General features: G+C 64.7%; 15 protein-coding genes and 2 tRNA genes. 5 read left to right on the top strand and 12 right to left on the bottom strand.

All coding sequences use genetic code 11. The features are described from left to right. Positions 1-164 precede the first annotated feature (164 nt). The 5 genes from AC27GT_RS06415 to AC27GT_RS06395 form a co-directional block, all read right to left on the bottom strand. The gene (locus tag AC27GT_RS06415) at positions 165-1,169 is read right to left on the bottom strand and encodes a homoisocitrate dehydrogenase (protein ID WP_487223754.1); all 1,005 of its coding nucleotides are present in this window, start codon (positions 1,167-1,169) and stop codon (positions 165-167) included. 72 nt (positions 1,170-1,241) lie between these two features. Continuing rightward, entirely contained in the window at positions 1,242-1,751 is a 510-nt protein-coding gene (locus tag AC27GT_RS06410) for a DUF5317 domain-containing protein (protein ID WP_487223753.1), read from the bottom strand. Between the two features lie 35 nt (positions 1,752-1,786). Then, positions 1,787-3,202, bottom strand: a complete 1,416-nt coding sequence (locus AC27GT_RS06405; protein ID WP_487223752.1) for an HD-GYP domain-containing protein — start codon at positions 3,200-3,202, stop codon at positions 1,787-1,789. A 668-nt stretch (positions 3,203-3,870) separates the two neighbouring features. Next, a tRNA-Phe gene (locus AC27GT_RS06400) sits at positions 3,871-3,946 on the bottom strand. A 1-nt stretch (position 3,947) separates the two neighbouring features. Next, positions 3,948-4,024, bottom strand: a tRNA-Asp gene (locus tag AC27GT_RS06395). A gap of 65 nt (positions 4,025-4,089) precedes the next feature. Between AC27GT_RS06395 and AC27GT_RS06390 the strand changes: the two genes are divergently transcribed. After that, on the top strand, positions 4,090-4,455 hold the full coding sequence (locus AC27GT_RS06390) for an SRA domain-containing endonuclease (RefSeq protein WP_487223751.1): 366 nt from the start codon (positions 4,090-4,092) through the stop codon (positions 4,453-4,455). Here AC27GT_RS06390 and AC27GT_RS06385 read toward each other — a convergent pair. Both AC27GT_RS06385 and AC27GT_RS06380 read right to left on the bottom strand, forming a co-directional pair. Further along, positions 4,418-5,176, bottom strand: coding sequence for a type III pantothenate kinase (locus AC27GT_RS06385; protein ID WP_487223750.1), 759 nt, complete (start codon positions 5,174-5,176; stop codon positions 4,418-4,420). The two genes, AC27GT_RS06390 and AC27GT_RS06385, sit on opposite strands and share 38 nt — an antisense overlap. A 5-nt stretch (positions 5,177-5,181) precedes the next feature. Beyond that, entirely contained in the window at positions 5,182-5,610 is a 429-nt protein-coding gene (locus tag AC27GT_RS06380; RefSeq protein ID WP_464936410.1) for an OsmC family protein, read from the bottom strand. Between the two features lie 48 nt (positions 5,611-5,658). Here AC27GT_RS06380 and AC27GT_RS06375 point away from each other — a divergent pair, with 48 nt between their 5' ends. Continuing rightward, positions 5,659-6,756, top strand: a complete 1,098-nt coding sequence (locus AC27GT_RS06375) for an N-acetylmuramoyl-L-alanine amidase (RefSeq protein WP_487223749.1) — start codon at positions 5,659-5,661, stop codon at positions 6,754-6,756. Positions 6,757-6,781: 25 nt separating this feature from the next. Here AC27GT_RS06375 and AC27GT_RS06370 read toward each other — a convergent pair whose 3' ends face one another. Both AC27GT_RS06370 and AC27GT_RS06365 read right to left on the bottom strand, forming a co-directional pair. Continuing rightward, positions 6,782-7,846 carry a hypothetical protein gene (locus AC27GT_RS06370; protein ID WP_487223748.1) on the bottom strand — a complete coding sequence of 355 codons (1,065 nt, stop codon included), beginning with the start codon at positions 7,844-7,846 and terminating at the stop codon, positions 6,782-6,784. Between the two features lies 1 nt (position 7,847). Then, positions 7,848-8,624, bottom strand: coding sequence for a serine/threonine-protein kinase (locus AC27GT_RS06365; protein ID WP_487223747.1), 777 nt, complete (start codon positions 8,622-8,624; stop codon positions 7,848-7,850). A 49-nt stretch (positions 8,625-8,673) separates the two neighbouring features. Here AC27GT_RS06365 and AC27GT_RS06360 point away from each other — a divergent pair, with 49 nt between their 5' ends. Both AC27GT_RS06360 and lepB read left to right on the top strand, forming a co-directional pair. Next, a complete protein-coding gene (locus AC27GT_RS06360) occupies positions 8,674-9,429 on the top strand; it encodes a patatin-like phospholipase family protein (RefSeq protein ID WP_487223746.1) in 756 nt (251 codons plus the stop codon). Beyond that, positions 9,426-10,232, top strand: coding sequence for a signal peptidase I (lepB, locus tag AC27GT_RS06355; RefSeq protein ID WP_487223745.1), 807 nt, complete (start codon positions 9,426-9,428; stop codon positions 10,230-10,232). Before AC27GT_RS06360 ends, lepB begins: the two co-directional genes overlap by 4 nt. Here lepB and AC27GT_RS06350 read toward each other — a convergent pair. From AC27GT_RS06350 to AC27GT_RS06340, 3 genes are read right to left on the bottom strand one after another with little or no spacing between them, the layout of a single operon-like run. Then, positions 10,217-10,786 carry a LutC/YkgG family protein gene (locus AC27GT_RS06350; protein ID WP_487223744.1) on the bottom strand — a complete coding sequence of 190 codons (570 nt, stop codon included), beginning with the start codon at positions 10,784-10,786 and terminating at the stop codon, positions 10,217-10,219. The two genes, lepB and AC27GT_RS06350, sit on opposite strands and share 16 nt — an antisense overlap. Positions 10,787-10,790: 4 nt before the next feature. Further along, complete coding sequence (locus AC27GT_RS06345; protein WP_487223743.1) at positions 10,791-12,173, bottom strand: LutB/LldF family L-lactate oxidation iron-sulfur protein; 1,383 nt, start codon at positions 12,171-12,173, stop codon at positions 10,791-10,793. Beyond that, positions 12,163-12,873, bottom strand: coding sequence for a (Fe-S)-binding protein (locus AC27GT_RS06340; RefSeq protein WP_038070339.1), 711 nt, complete (start codon positions 12,871-12,873; stop codon positions 12,163-12,165). Before AC27GT_RS06340 ends, AC27GT_RS06345 begins: the two co-directional genes overlap by 11 nt. A gap of 161 nt (positions 12,874-13,034) precedes the next feature. Between AC27GT_RS06340 and AC27GT_RS06335 the strand changes: the two genes are divergently transcribed. Beyond that, positions 13,035-16,280: glutamate synthase-related protein (locus AC27GT_RS06335; RefSeq protein WP_487223742.1), on the top strand; the 3,246-nt coding region annotated here is incomplete at its 3' end.

Below are 16,280 nucleotides of genomic sequence, written 5' to 3'. Positions count from 1 at the left end.
GCCACTATAAGCCATAAGCGAACCTGCTTGCAGTATACACGCTCCTGCCTGGAATAGGGAAGAGGAACTCGCCAGCATTCCCTCGTTGATTTTAGCCACGTGTACCTTAAGGAAAGCTCACACCCCTCGAGGACCTCCCCTCGAGGGGCGCTCAGGCGAAGGTCTTACAGGGCCTTTAGCGTTTCCACCACTGCCTTCGTAAAGGTTTCCGTGGTGGCGGTTCCCCCCAGGTCCGGGGTGCGGGGGCCTTTTTCCAGAACCAGGTCCACGGCCTTTTCCACCTTCTTGGCCGCCTCCTTCTCCCCCAGGTACACCAGCATCATGGCCGCGGAGAGGATGGTGGCGGTGGGGTTGGCGATCCCCTTGCCGGCGATATCGGGGGCGGAACCGTGCACGGGCTCAAAGACCGCCGTAGTGTCCCCGATGTTGGCGGAAGGCGCAAGGCCCAGGCCCCCCACCAAGCCAGCGGTGAGGTCGGAGAGAATGTCCCCCAGGAGGTTGGTGGTGACGATCACGTCAAAGCGCTCGGGGCGCATGACAAGCTGCATGGCGCAGTTGTCCACGATGATGTCCTGCACGTTCACCAAGGGGTAGTCCTTGGCCACCTCCCGCACCGTATCCAGGAAAAGCCCCTGGGTCACGGGGAGCACGTTGGCCTTGTGGGCGATGTGCAGGGTTTTGCGGGGGCGGCTTTCCGCAATCTTCAAGGCCACGCGGCCGATGCGTTCGCTGGCCTTCTTGGAGATCACCGCATCGGCGATGGCCACGTCCAGGTAGCGGCGTTCCTGCTCCACGTAAAGCCCCTCGGTGTTCTCCCGCACGATGATGAGGTCCACTCCGCTCCGGCTTCCCGGCACGGGGCGGCTTTTGGCAGGGCGCACGTTGGCGTAGAGGTCCAGCCTGCGCCTGAGGTAGCGGATGGCCCCGAAGAAGCCCGGCACCTTTCTTGTGGGGCTGGTGGCAGCCCCGAAGAGGGTGGCCCGGCAGGAAAGGATTTTCTCCACGGTTTCCTCGGGCACGGAAACCCCTCTTCGCTCAAAGGTTTCCCAGCCCGCCTCGGCCTCCACGAACTCCAGGGGAAGCCCGGTGGCCTCCAAGACCTTCCTGGCCGCCGGGACCACCTCGTGGCCGATACCGTCGCCCTCAATCAAGCAGATGCGATACGCCATATTGCCTCCGGACTTAGGGGTAAGCCCCCTCCTTGGGAATATACACTACACCGGGCCTAGATGGTGCCGGCCTCAAATGCGAAGGGCAAGTAGAAGAAAGACCAGCAGGAGAAAGGCCAGCACCCTAAGGGCTGCCTGGCGCCTGGGAAGCCGCCTTCCCCCTGCCCTCAAGGCTCCCTCCACCACCACCCCGGCTATCCCCGCCAGGATGAAGAGGTCCCCCAGGCTCGCCGCCTTGCGCAAGGGGGGAAGAGGAATAACGTCCCCCAGGAAGGGAAGGCGGGTGGATTCGTCTAGGAGGGTATGCACGGCATCGCCCTTGTTCCTTAAAAGTTCCTCCCAGCCCTCTATGCCTGCCCTCCTCAGGGTTTCCAGGCTCACGGGCATGTGGCCCCCGTTGGCGAAGATGACTAAAGTGTTGAGGAAAAGGCCCAGAAGGACCAGGTAGAGGCTTTTCAGGTGCCGGTTCTGGTAGAGCCCATAGCCCACAAGAAGGAGGACAAGGACCTTGGCAAGGGGGCCAGCCCACTCAGGCCGGAAAAATCCCCGGTAGGTGCCGTAGGCTAACCCTCCCTCTGCCAAGGCGGCCAGAAGGAAGGCCCAAGGTACCCTTAGCTCTATTCCCCCGAGGTCCTTGGGTCTGGCTCCGAGGGCGAGGGCGAGGCCGAATCCGAAGAGTGCGGCGAAGAGATAGAGGCTGATACCGATCCCTCCTTTGCTGCCAGGTAGGCCTGGCGGTCGCGCCACAAGGGGTTTTGGTGCCAGAGCTGGGTGAAGAGCTTGACCAGCTTGGGGTCAAACTGGATGCCGGAAAGATCCTGGATTTCCTTGAGAGCTTCCTCTGAGGATTTGGCCGGGCGGTAGGGGCGGCCTGCGGTCATGGCCTCGTAGGCATCGGCCAGGCCCACGATGCGGGCCTCCTCGGGGATTTCGTGACCGGCAAGTTCCTTGGGGTAGCCGCGGCCGTCCCAGCGCTCGTGGTGGTGGAGGATGACGTTATAGACCACGGGGCCAAAGGCCACCTTTTGCGCCGGCTTCAGGAGCTCGGCCCCCTTGGTGGTATGGCTTTGCACAATCTGGTACTCCTTTGGGGTGAGTTTATCCGGCTTTAAGAGAAGGGCTTCCGGAATACCGATCTTGCCGATGTCGTGAAGCCGGGCGGCCCGGTAGATTTCCTGGGCCTTGGCCTCGTCGTTGTAAAGGACCCGGGCCAGGTCGCGGGCGATGTCGGCCACGCGCTCCGAGTGCAGGCGGGTTTCCGGTTCCTTGGCCTCCAAAGCGTGCATGAGGACTTCCAGGGTGGCGTCAAAAGCTTGCTCCAAGCGCACCTTCTCGTCCCAGTAGAAGCGGCTGTAGTAGAGGGGTATCAGGAAGAAAAGGACCGTCCACCCTCCCCAGCCGCCCAACAATGGGGTCTCGTAGGCCCGGGCCAGGAGGAGGGCGAGGGCGGAGAGGAGGAAGTAGCTGACCGTAAGCCAACCGAAGTTTTTTCTCCACACCTCCCTCAAGGGGGTACCGCTGGCTAAGTGGATAGCCAGGGAAACTAAGCTAGTGTTGACGAAGAAAAGCGCCATTGTCGCCAAGCCAATACCCATTCCGGCACTTAGGTCCAGGGTTCCCAGAAGGAGGGGGTTGGCCTGGAAAAACCCCCAGACCAGGGCGGCGGCCAGGGTGGCCAGGGCGTCCTGGGAGCGGTTGAAGAGCTGTTTGTACCACACGTTATCGCTGGGTTGAAAGAGGAAGACCCAAAGGGGGGCCAGCCAAGGGGGAGCCAGGGCCACCAGGGCCAGGGCGAAGAGGAAAAGGTGGCTTACGCTGGCATTGAGGGGCAGGCGGATCTCCACCCGCACGCTCCAGAAGACCAAGCCGGCCCAGAAGAGGAGGTCTAACCAGCTTAGCCCGGGCGGGGGAATGCTGAACCCGTGGCGCAAAAGGAGGTAGCCCTCCGCTAGGAGGAAGGCTGCGAAGACGCTGAGAACATAGACCAGCACCCGGGGTGGGGGCAGGTCCAGGCCGCGAAGCCTTTGCCGCATACTGGCCTAAGCATAACACGAGGCCCCCTCTAGGGGGCCAAAGAAAAAACGGCCAGCTTGTGGCCGTTCGTTACTTCCAGTGCACGGTAGCCCCAGCCGCCAGCCCCAAAGCCACCAGAGAGCCGAGAAGCGCCAGAACCTTAGCGATCAGCTTCTTCATCTTCATCCCTCCTTTTCCTAGAGCTTCCGGGGGGTTGGCCCCGTTTGCTTGTCTTTCACTTTAGGGGGGTCTGTCAATACTGTCAAGAGGGAAAGAATAGGTATCAGAACGGTGAAAATAGTTATTACCCTAACGATTTTCGGGAGTGAGTCAGATTTATACTACCCAACCTAGCACATCCCTGGCCAGCTGGGTAGTACCCTGGGGAGCGAGGGGGGACCTTCCGGGTTGGGGGGAATGCCCTTAAAAAAACAGGGAGGCCGTGGAGCCCCTGCTCCCACGGGCTGCCCAATACACCTTTTGGAATACACCCCGTAAATTCACCGGCAATATCCTAAAAATCAATGCCTTCTGCGCCGAGAAATCTTTTATCTGAATGCCCACCCGGAATCCGTAGGGTTTCCTTCCAGGTTCCCACCCCCTTGAGGGGTAGTGTAGCAAAAGGGTCAATCCCGGGTAGGAACAAAGGAAAGCCGCCCTCTTCAGGAGGGCGGTTTGGCTTTCTCCCTGGTGCCGAGGGGCGGAATCGAACCGCCGACACTGCGATTTTCAGTCGCATGCTCTACCAACTGAGCTACCTCGGCCTGGCGGCCCCGACGGGACTCGAACCCGCGATCTCCCACGTGACAGGCGGGTGTGTTAACCAACTACACCACGGGGCCTTGGGTTGTTGCCGGGTCGGGGGCGTCCGACCGGGCACTTAGGATGATAGCCGGGGGAAAGGGCGGTGTCAAGCTTAAGCTGGAGAGAGGTCTTCGCCTACCACAGGACCCGGAAGGGCATAGGGAAGCGTAGCCTCTTGGTGGACCGGGGGGAATCTGGGTACCGGAATGTTTTCTTGCCCGATGGCCGCATCCTCTACCAGGGGGAGGGCAAGCGGGGAAACCAGGAGCCCGTTGGGGGAAATCTTTGCCTGCTTTTGGCCCAGAAAAGAGGCACCCCGCTTAGGGTCTTCCTCCGGGAGCGGCCCGGTCTCTGGCGGGACCTGGGGTGGTACCGGGTGGAAGGGCACCGGTACAGCCTTCTCCCTGAGGAGGGTCGGTGGGTGTACTGGTTTACCCTTGCCCCTTGTGGATGCGAAGAAGGCCTTTAAGGGTTAGGTCCTCGTCCACCACGTCAAAGGAAGGGCAGAGATCCCTTAGGGTTTCCGCAAAGCCCCCGGTGGCGATCACCAGGGCTTCTCCGGCTTCCTCCTTGAAGCGGCGCACCATGCCCTCCACCAAGGCGGCATAGCCCAGGACCAGGCCCGAGCGCAGGGCGTCCAGGGTGTTCTTGCCCACCACCTGGGTGGGAGGGACCAGGTCTATGCGGGGGAGTTTGGCGGTCCTTGCCGCCAGGGCGTCGGCGGCGGTCTGAGGGCCGATGGTGATGGCCCCGCCCAGGTAGCGGTTGGGGGCCTCCACTAGGTCAAAGGTGGTGGCGGTGCCGAAGTCCACCACGATGTAGCGGCCCGTGGGGCTTTCGTAGCCCAAAGCGCCCACGGCGTTCACCAGGCGGTCGGTGCCAGCTTCCTTGGGGTTATCTATGCACACCTCGAGCCCTGTGGCCCCGGCATCCACCACCTGGGCTTTGATGCTGAAGAGCTTCTCTATGGCTTCCTTCATCTCCCTCTCCACAGGGGGCACCACGCTGGAGAGGAGGGCGGCATTGGGAGGGGGGAGGTCCTCGAGGGCGAAGAGGTTTTTCAGGATGACCCGGTACTCGCTTTCCATGCGCATCCGATCGGTGTGGATGCGGAAGTGGGCGACGAGCTCCTCCCCGGAGAAGACCCCCAGGACCGTGGAGGTGTTGCCGATGTCTATGGCCAGGAGCATGGCGCTTAGCCTTGGGCCTCTTGGACTTCTTCCCAGGGCTCCAGCACCACCTTGACGGTGATCTCGGCGTTGAGGCTGGCGGAAACGGAGCAGTACTTGGTGTGGGAAAGGTGGGCGGCGCGCTCCAGGGCTTCCAGGGTCACGTTGGGCCCTGAGGCGATGTGGGTCACGGTGATGTGGGTGTAGCGCCTGGGGTGGGTTTCCGCCCGGATGCCCTCCACCTCCACCCGGTAGCGAGCCAGGGGCTGCTTTTTCTTCTTCATGATGTCCACCACGTCGTAGGCGGTGCAGGCCCCTAGGGCCATGAGGAGGAGCTCCATGGGACGGGGGCCGGTGGCGGGCTGGTCCCCGTCGATCATCACCTTGTCCCCTTGCTCGTTCATTCCCAGGAAGCGGTGGCCTACCAGATGGTGGATCACGACCTTCTTCGTCATGAGCCGGATTTTATCAGGCTTTAACCTTTCCCGCTAGAATGGGCGTAGATGCGGGTATTTCTTTTGGTTGGCGTCTGGCTATGGAGCCTGGCTTTAGCTTTTCCCCGCATAGGGGTGCACGAGGGCTTCACCCGCTTGGTCTTTGATCTGCCCTCTAAAGAAGTCCAGCACACCCTTTCCCAGGAGAATGGCCTTCTGGTCCTGATCCTGAAAGGGGTTAAGGCAGCCCCCCTGGATCAGGTGGTGAACTCTTCCGAGGTGGCCTCGGTGCAGACCCTACCCGAGGAGGGGCAGGTGCGGGTGGTGGTGCGCTTGAAAGGGGCCGTGGAGGCCACGGTGCGCCGCTATTCCGACCCGGAGCGGCTGGTGGTGGACCTAAGCCCGAAAAAGGAGGCCTCCACCCCGGCCAAGCCGTCCCAAGACCCGCCCCGCAGCCGTCCGCCCAAGCCTCCCAAGCCCGTGGTCCTCCTGGACCCCGGCCACGGGGGGATGGACCCGGGGATGGTGGGATACGTGGTGGAAAAGGAAGTGGTCCTGGACGTGGCCCTGCGCCTTAAGCGCCTTCTGGAGAAGGAGGGAATAGAGGTGCGCCTTACCCGGGATCGGGATGCGCACCTTTCCCCCGATAAGCGGGAGGACCTCTCCCGAAGGGCGGCCTTGGCCGATAGCTCCCAGGTGAACCTTTTTATCTCCATCCACGTGAACGCTACCCCCACCCGCACTGCCCAGGGGCTCGAGGTCTTCTACTTCGGCCAGGCCCAGAGCTCAGGGGTTCTGGCCCAGGTGATCCGGGAAAACGGCGGGGGGGAGCTGGGGCAGCGCTTGACCCAGGAAGCCCGTACTGTGGCGGAGAGGATTCTTTTTGACATCGTGGCCCAGGCCAACCAGCGCTACAGTCAGCGCTTGGCTGAAACCTTAGGGAGGAAGCTTTCCCAGACCACGGGGAGCCCCTTCCGGGGGACCTTTCCCGGCGACTTCTTCGTGTTGCGGTACGCCAAGGTGCCCGCCGTGTTGGTGGAGATCGGCTTCGGAGACCATCCGGTGGAGGGAAGGCGGCTTGCCGACCCCGCCTACCGGGAGAAGGTGGCCCAGGGGCTTCTTTCGGGCATCCTCACCTTTTTGGCCAACGGGGCCTATGCCCGCTGAGGGTTAGGGAGGGGGAAGGGAACGCTCAGTCCGGCTTGGGATCGGGGCCAGGAGGGCAGGCCTTGAGCCTTAGGGTGGGTTCGGGATCCCAGGCCACGGGTTTCCAGGTTAGGGAGAGGGCACTGGGCCTAGCCCTGAAGGGCAACCAGGGAAGACGTAAGGCCTCGAGGCGGTAAGCCAGGGGTCTACCCCCCTGTTCCTCCAGGTTCAGGACCAAACCCTCTCCCTGGAAAAGGGAACGGTAGGAGTACCCATAGGCCAAAGGGGGATCCAGGACGCGCAGGGAGGCCATGGGACCCCCTGCGTGCTGGGCTCCTTGTGGGCTGATCCAAAGACCCTCCAAAACCCCGTCCACCTCCGCCTCCCCCACCAGGAAGGCCCCGCGCCAGGCCCTGAGGTAGTCAAAACCGGGGCGGCGAAGAAGCCGGGCCTTTCCCTGGCTAAGGCCCAGCCAGTCCAAAAGGAGCCCCTCGGAATCCCCCCTGACCTCCAGCCGGCCCACCGCCCCCCTTTCTCCCAGGAAGCGAAGGTAGTCGTTCTCCGGCCAGCCGCTACGGTACCCGTAGGCCCAGGGCTGCCCGGGGCGGGCCACCGGAAGGCCCAGAAGGAAGCCGTCAAACCCTCCTGCCCCCTCCACCCGGCCCACCAGGAAAAGAACGCCCTGCCGGTACAAGCCCCCATAGGCGTACCCCTGGCCGGGCAGGGGAAGGCGGAAGGCCCTTTCCCCAAGCAGGTCTAGCACCAAAGCCTCCCAGCCCCCAGGGCCCATATACCCTCCCCAGGCGAAGCGGCCATCCGTTCCCCAGAGGATCCCCTGGCCGCCGGCTTCGGCCCAAAGGGGCTTCCCCTTGGGGTCCAGCCCCACCCGGAGGAGGCTCTTTCCCAGGTGGCCCACGGCCAGGAACCCCTCGGGTGTACGGGCGAGCCCATAGAGGGCGGAATCCTTCTTTGCCAGAATGTGGGCACCCTCTTGAGTCACCACCAGGGCTTGGTGGCCCCCCTCCACCAGAAGCCTCCCCACCACCACCTCCCCCAGCCCTGCGAAAAGGGCGGAGCCCAGAAGGGTGGAGAGGATCCAGCAGGAAGCCATTTCAAGGGAAGGGAAACCCCTCGAGGGCCTCCTTTGCCGAGGGGAAGCGTTCCTTGGGGGACTTGGCCAGGAGGCGCTCCAGATAGGCCTGCTGCGGAGGGGCCAGGCCGGGGACAGGGGGAACGGGTTCCTGGAGGTGGCCGAGGAGGACCTCCTCCGGCCCACCCACAAAGGGGTGTTCCCCGGAGAGGATCCAGTAGAGGATGATGCCCGCAGCGTACACATCCGCCTCGGGGCCCGGGCTTTGTCCCAGGACCTGTTCGGGGGCCAGGTAGGGAAGGGTACCCACCCTTAAGGGTTTCTTGAAGGCCTCGAGGGCTGGCCCCGAGAGGTCAAAGTCCACCAGCTTGGCCTCGTCCGTTCCCGCCACGATGATGTTCTCCGGCTTCACGTCCCGGTGCACCAGGCCCTTGCCGTGCATGTGGGCCAAGGCCATGAGGAGCTGGCGGAAGACGTATAAGGCCCGAGGGCGCTCGGGGTGGCGTCCCATCCAGCGCCCCATCTCCTCCCCAGGGGCGTAGGCCAGGAGGAGGGCGGGGCCTTCCTCGAGGTCCAGGCTCTCCAGGACGGGGTTCAGGTTAGGGTGGGAAAGCTGCCTACCCACCCAGAACTCCCGGTTGCGCCTGGCTTCGGCCCCCCTGGGGAAGACCTTGAGGGCGTAAGGGGTGCCGAAGCGGTCGAAGGCCAGGTAGACGGTGGCCAGGGCGCCCTGGCCCAGGGGGCGCACCACCCGGTATCGGTTCAGAAGGACCCTCCCCGCCAGGCTCACCGCCTCCACTATATCCAGCCCTCACCTCTTTCACCCAGAAGCCGTTAGGATTTTTGGCGTGCGCGGTTTGGCGCTTTCCGGTGGGGGGGCCAGGGGGCTTGCCCACATTGGGGCCCTCGAGGTCTTCCTGGAGGCGGGTTTGGACTTCCAGGTGGTGGCGGGGACCAGCATGGGGGCCATCGTGGGAGCGCTTTTCGCCGCGGGCAAAACCCCGGAGGAGATGCTGGCCTTAGCCCGCCGGACCCCCTGGCTTGGCCTTTTGGGCTTCTCGCCCCGGGAGGGGATCTTTTCCCGGCGAAAGCTTCTGGACTTCCTGGCGGAGCACCTTCCTAAGAGCTTTGACGGGCTGAAGAAGCCTCTGGCGGTCACTGCCGTGGACGTGGTTTCGGGGAGGCTTCTTTTTCTCACCCAGGGTGACCTGCCAAGCGCCATCCTGGCCTCCGCCGCTTATCCCGGGCTTCTTGCCCCGGTGGAGCGGGAGGGGCAACTCCTCTTTGATGGGGGGGTCCTGGACAACCTGCCGGTGGACGCCGCCCGCCTTTTGGGGGCCACAGAGGTCTGGGCCGTGGATGTCACGCCGGAGCGGGAGGTGGCAGGGGCTCCTAGGGGCCTTCTGGCCCTGGCCCGGCGGGCGGTGGACCTCATGCAGCTCCACCTCACCTCGGTCCGCCTCACCCTGTATGCCCCCGAGGTGTACGTGAGGCCCCATCTGGCTGGGGTGGGTATAGAGGACTTCCGCCGGCTGGAGGAGATTGTGGAAGCAGGGCGCAAGGCGGCAAGGCAAGCGATAACGGGTAGAGTGGGAGGAGTATGAAGGCGTTTTGGGAGTATCTTTTCAAGGAGTGGTTCCGCCAGGTGGGAGAAGCCCTTCTGGTGGCGTTTTTGGTGACCACCTTTGTCTTCACCACCGTGGGGGTGGTGGGGCAGAGCATGTTTCCCACCCTGCAAAACGGGGAGCGGGTTTTGGTGCCCAAGTGGGAAACCTGGTTGGTGCGCTTTGGCCTGATGGAGTGGCGAAGGGGGGAGATCGCCATCCTGAAACCTCCGGAGGGCACCCCAAACGCCACGGCCCGCTTTCCCGTCCTGGGCTTTAGCTTCAGGGCCTTCTTCATCAAGCGCATCGTGGCGGTGCCCGGGGACGAGGTCTATGTGGAGCGGGGGGTGGTGTACGTCAACGGCAAGCCCCTGGACGAGAGGCACATCACCGACCGCATCGCTCCCTGGCCCGACTCTTACCCCGGGGTATGCTACAAGGACGGGCGCATGACCCGAATCCTCACCCAGCAAGGGGATTTCCCCGTGGAGCTTCTTCCCGCCTACTTGAAACCCCTAAGGGAGATGCTTCTGCCCCCTTCGCAGGAGGTCCTGGCCCGAAGCCGCCTCACCGAGGCCTGCGAGGTGGGGAAAATCCGCCTCAAGAAGGGGTACTACTTCGTCATGGGGGATAACCGTACCCTGGGGGGTTCTGAGGACTCCCGCACCTTTGGCCCGGTGCCCTTGGAGGCCATCGCCGGCAGGGCCAGCTTCGTGTGGTGGCCCATCTTCGTGCGGGAGGAGGGGAAGATTCGCCTGAACCTGAGGAGGCTTTCCCCACCCCCCGCCTACCAGGTGCCCTGAAGCACGGCCACCACCAACCGGCCGGGGCCGTGCACCCCTCTGACCATCACCTGGCCGATGTCGGCGCTTTTGGAGGGGCCGGAGTGAAGGCCTATGGTGCTGGGAAGGGATTTCAGGTCCAAAAAGGCCTCGAGGAGGCTGGGATAAACCTTCTCTTCCTCCACCAGGACCAGGTGAACGGGGGGCAGGAGCTGGGCCTTCCTGCCATCCTCCGAGGAGAGGGCCACGGTACCCGTTTCCGCCACGGCGAAAAGGGCCCGGGAAACCCCTAAGGGGGCCTCTTCGGGAGGAAGCTCCGGCAGGAGGCGGAGGGCGTCGGGTACCCCTTTGCCGTACGCAGCCCCGGGAAGTCCATGGGCCAGGTCGGCAAGAAGCTTCCTGGCCCCTTCCTTATCCACGACGTGGCCTTCAGCCCCGTTCTCTGCCAGGCGTTTTAGGAAAAACTCCAGGGGATCTTGGGAAAAAGCCGGGTGGGGATGCTCGGGGAGAAGGGCCTTGGGCCTTTCCTTAAGGGCATGCCGTATGCGGCTTAGGATGCGGGATTTGGCGTCCATGGCCTTACTCCTTGAGTTCCTGCCAAAGCTCGTGGAAGGGCTTGGGGCTGGGCCGTAAGGGACCCCGTCCCTCGGTCCAGGCCTTAAGAAGGGGAAGGAGGTCCTGGGGCAGGGGGAGGCCCCTTAAGGCCTTGGAGAAAAGCCGGTAGAGGCTTGGGCTTTGCATCACCTTGGAAAAGGCCTGCATGGCACCTTTTTCCCAGGTGGGGGCGAGTCCCCGCTCCACCGCTCTCTGCCGCCAGGTGAGGAGAAGCTTGGGGATGGGGATCTTCACCGGGCAGGCTTCGTAGCAGGCTCCGCAGAGGGTGGAGGCGTAGGGAAGGGGGTAGGTGTCCTCGAGGCCCAGGAGCCCGGGGTCCAGAACCGCCCCGATGGGCCCCGAGTAGACGTAGCCGTAGGGGTGCCCCCCGGTCTGGCGGTAGACGGGACAGGCGTTCAGGCAGGCCCCGCAACGGAGGCACCGCAAGACCTCCCAGGCCTCGGGGTCGTGGAGAAGGGTGGTGCGGCCGTGGTCCACCAGGACCACGTGGACCTCCTTAGGCCCCTCCTCTCCCTCCTTCGCCGGGCCCTGGATGAGGGAAACGTAGGTGGAAAGCCGCTGCCCCGTGGCGGCCCGGGCGGTGAGGGGGAGGAAGAGGGCCAGGTCGGCGAAGCGGGGAAGGAGCTTTTCGATCCCCACGAAGGCCACGTGCACCCTGGGGAGGCTGGTGGAAAGGCGGATGTTCCCCTCGTTCTCCATGAGGGCCAGGGTGCCGGTTTCCGCCACCAGGAAGTTGGCCCCGCTGATGCCCAGGTCGGCGGTGAGGAAGGCTTCCCGCAGGACCTTCCTGGCCACGGCGGCCAGGGCCTCGGGGGAGGCGTCCAGGGGGGTCCCGAAGCGCTGGTGGAAAAGCCTTTGGATGTCGGGAAGGGCCAGGTGGATGGCCGGGCCTACGATGTGGCTTGGAGGTTCCCCCAGGAGCTGGATCAGGTATTCCCCGAGGTCGGTTTCGTACACCTCCACCCCCAGGGACTCGAGGAGGGGGTTCACCCCCAGCTCCTCCGTGAGCATGCTCTTGGCCTTCACCGCCCGCTTCACCCCGTGGCGGGCCACGATCTCCCTCAGGATGCGGTGGGCTTCCTCGGGGCCTTCCGCCCAGTGCACCCGGACGCCCTTTTCCTGTAGCCGCTTTTCCGCCAGCTCCAGGTAATGGTCCAGGTGGGTGAGGAGGTGGTCCTTGACCCTCCTGGCCCTTTCCCGCCAGGCCTCGGCATCGATCTCCTGGTAAGCTCTCTTGCGACCTTCCTCGAAGTGCAGGGTGGCTCCGGTGACCGCCTCCCGCACCCCGGGGTGTTCCCTTAAGAGCTTGGCGGCTTCCTTGGGGTAGAGTTTGGCCTTAACCTGCATACGCCTCCCATAGAAGGGTGGCCAGGGGAACCACCCGCATGTTCCTTCCCTGCGTGCCCATGCGCCCGGTTAAGTGGAGGAGGCACCCGGCGTCCGTGGAGGTGAGGGCATCCGCCTTGGGCAAGGTGGAGATCTTGCGGTCGGCCATGGCCAGGGAGACCTCGGGAAGCTTCACCGAGAAGAGCCCCCCAAAGCCGCAGCACTCCTCCGCCGCCTCCCAGGGAAGGATCTCCGCCCCGCTGTTTTTCAGGAGCAAAAGGGGTTCCTCCTTGACCCCAAGCTCCCTTAAGGCGTGGCAGCCGTGGTGGTAGGCTATGGTTTTCCCCTGAAGCCCCTTCCCCAGCTCGGTCACGCCCAGCACCCGCACCAGGAACTGGGATAGCTCGTAGGTTTTCTCCGAAAGCCTAAGGGCTTCCCCGTCCCCGGGAAGAAGCTCGAGGTAGTGGTTTTTCACCATGCTGGCGCAGCTTCCCGAGGGCAGGACCACGTACTCGGCATCCTGGAAGATGCCTACGGTCCGCTGGGCCAGGGACCGGGCCTCGTTCCAGTGGCCGGCGTTGAAGGCAGGCTGGCCGCAGCAGGTCTGCTCCTTGGGGAAGTCCACCTCCACCCCTAAGGCCCTCAGGAGGCGTACCGTGGCCACCCCCGCTTCCGCGTAGAACTGATCGGCCAGGCAGGTGATGAAGAGGGCTACCCGCATTTGCCCCTATACTAACGGCTTGGCCGGGCCAGGGGGGTTTGACCGCCCGCGGGGGTTGGAAGAAACGCCTTGACCCTACCCCCCGGGGGGTGTATAATCCCAGGAACGACGTGCATACCTTTGCCTACACCAAACCCCTAGCGTAAAGAAGGAGCCCCAAGATGACCTGGAAGGAAGCCTACCCGGATATCCCCCTAGGCCAGGATGCCTGCGGCATCATCGCCATGGCGGAGAAAAGCGGCAAGCCCTCCCACCGGATCGTGCGGAGGACCCTGGAAAGCCTTTACCGCATGGCCCACCGGGCAGGGGCCATCCGGGGAGAAGGGGATGGGACAGGCATCCAGACCGATATCCCCCGGGAGCTATGGGCCCGCTTCCTGGAGGAGGCAGGGCTCGAGCCGGAGCTGGCCTTTAACCCCCGCTTCTTCGTGGGGCACTTTTTCCTGCCCAAAACCGAGGCGGGGCGCCTCGAGGAGTTCTACGAGCTCCTGAGGCGGGAGGGCCAGCCCCTTGGGGTGCGCCCGGTCCTCTTCCGCCGGGGGGAGGTGGTGAGCGAGGTCCTGGGCCCCGTGGGCCGTCGCACGGAGCCCATCTTCCTCCAGGTGGCGGGGCTTAGCCCCGATGGGGACGGTCCCCTGTGGGAGCTGGGCCTGAGGCTCGAGGCCAGCTTCCCCGTCCACGTGGTTTCCCTTTCCACCTACAGCGTGGTCTACAAGGTGCGGGGGGCGGCGGAGCTTTTGAAGCGCTACTACCCCGAGCTTTCCCGCCCCGAGTTTAAGAGCGCCATTGCCCTGGGGCACAACCGCTACTCCACCAACACCCTCTCCACCTTTGAGCAGGTGCAGCCCTTTGGCCTGCTGGGCCACAACGGGGAGATCAACACCATTGAGCGCCTAAGGCGGGAGCTGGACTACCTGGGCATCCCCCGCACCGGGGGGTCGGACTCCCAGGACCTGAACCGCATGTTGGAGGGGCTCATCTACCGCTTTGGCCTCACCCTGCCCGAGGCCATGGACCTGGTCTTCCCCCCCGTTTTGGGGGAGATCAAGGCCCTGCCCGAGGACCTCCAGGACCTCTACATGGCCTTAAGGCAGCGCTTTGGCCCCCTGGCCCAGGGGCCTGCCGCCATCGTGAGCCGCCACCGGGACGAGGCGGTCTTCGCCACCGACGCCATGGGCCTGCGCCCCCTGTGGCAGTTTGAAACCCCTTACGAGATCGTCTTCTCCTCCGAAAGGGGGGTTTTCAACGCCGAGGAGTTTGTGGGCGAACCCAAGCCCCTGGCTCCCGGGGAAAAGGTTTACCTGCGCCTGACCCCGGAGGGCCCCCGGGTCCTTCCCTTTGACCGCCACCAGCGCCTGGTGCTGGAGCGGATCGCCGCCCGCACCCCGGTGGCAGGGTACCGGGTCCACCTTTCGGGGCCCATCCGCCAGGCTCCGCCCCCCGTGGCCGGGGGGAGCGAGCCCCAGGTGGAGGAGAAGCCGGCCCCGCCCCCGTTGGGCTTGGAGCGGGCCTTCGGCTGGGACCGGTGGGATGGAGCTTACCTCGAGGCCCTGGCCAAGACCGGCAACGAGCCCATCGGCTCCCTGGGCTACGACGGCCCCCTGGCCGCCTTGAACCCGGAGAAGCCCAACCTCTCCGAGTTCTTCAAGGAGACCGTGGCGGTGGTGACCAACCCGGCCATCGACCGGGAGCGGGAAATCGAGCACTTCTCCACCCGCACCCTCCTGGGCCGGCGCCCTCTTCCCGACGGACGGGGTGGGGGAAGGGTGGAGGAGCTTCTTTTGCCCATCGTCTTGGAGGAGGACCAGGGCCTGGCGGAAGGCTTCGGCACCCTGACCCTGGGCGAGGTGAAATCCCGCTTCAAGACCGCCACCCTCGTGCCCCAGTTCGGTGTGGAGGAGGGGCTTCTCCTTGGGCTTAAGCGCCTGGAGGAGGAGGCGGTTAAGGCGGTGGAGGAAGGGGCCGAGGTCCTCATCCTCTCCGACCGGGGGGCCTTCCAGGGGGGCATCTGGATCGACATCGGCCTGGCGGTGGCCGCGGTGAACCGGGCCCTCCTGCAGAAGGACGCCGAGGGGGTGGCCCTCAGGCGGCGCACCTCCCTTCTCGTCCACTCCGGGGGGGTGCGCAACCTCCACGACGTGGCCTTCCTCCTGGGCCTGGGGGCGGAGGCGGTGGCCCCCTGGCTTCTGGAGGAGAAGGCCCGGGCCCTGGAGGGGAGGAAGGGGGTGGCCAATGTCCTCGAGGCCCTGCGCAAGGGCCTGGAGAAGGTCATCTCCACCATGGGCATCCACGAGCTTCGGGGCTACGGGAAGATCTTCAGCGCCATCGGGCTCAAGCCGGAGCTGGCCGACTACTTCGGCACCCGGAACTTCCTGGGTTCGGAGACCGGAGGATACGGCTTTTTGGAGCTGGAGCGCACCCTTTTGGAGCGGGAGGGCTTCTTCCGGGCGGAGAAGGTCATGCCCGCCAAGGACTTCCGCTTCAACCCCAGGATCTACAAGGCGGCCCAGGAGGTGGCAAGCGGCCAGGCCCCTTATAGCCACTTCCAGGAAAAGGTCCGCTCCCTGGAACGGGAAAGCCCGGTGGCGGCCAGGCAGCTTCTGGAGGTGCGCTTCCCCGAAAGGAGCGAGGTTTCCCCCGAGGAGGTGGACCTTTCCGTGGGGGGCCACTCCCTGCCCTTCCTGATCAGCGCCATGAGCTTCGGTTCCCAAGGGGAGGCCTCCTTCCGCGCCTATGTGGAGGCGGCCAAGCGCCTCAACATGCTCTGCATCAACGGGGAAGGTGGGGAGATCCCCGACATGCTGGGCAAGTACACCCACTGGCGCGGCCAGCAGGTGGCCTCGGGCCGGTTTGGCGTCCACGCCTACATGCTGAACTCCGCCACGGTCATCGAGATCAAGATCGGCCAGGGGGCCAAGCCGGGGGAGGGAGGGCACCTGCCGGGGAAGAAGGTTTCCCCCAAGGTGGCCGCCGCCCGCAACGCCGTGCCCGGGGTGGACCTCATCAGCCCTTCCAACAACCACGACCTCTACTCCATCGAGGACTTAGCCCAGCTCATCGAAGAGCTGAAGACGGTGAACCCCAAGGCCCTGGTTTCCGTGAAGGTGCCCGTCATCCCCGGGATCGGCACCATCGCCGTGGGAATCGCCAAGGCGGGGGCGGATGTCATCACCCTCTCGGGGTTTGAGGGGGGGACGGGGGCGGCCAGGCTCCATGCCCTCAAGTATGCGGGGCTTCCCGTGGAGATCGGGGTGCGGCGGGCCCACCGGGCCTTGGTGCGGGCCGGGCTTCGCGACCGGGTGGAGATCTGGGCGGATGGTGGTCTTAAGACCGCCTACGATGTGCTCCGCATGGTCCTTCTGGGGGCGGACCGGGTGGGCATGGCCACCATGGCCATGGTGGCCATC

It is taken from the genome of Thermus sp. KWY1 (genome assembly GCF_057547025.1).
The sequence above is the reverse complement of the archived record's forward strand: the minus strand, read 5'-3'. Positions and strand labels throughout refer to the sequence as shown.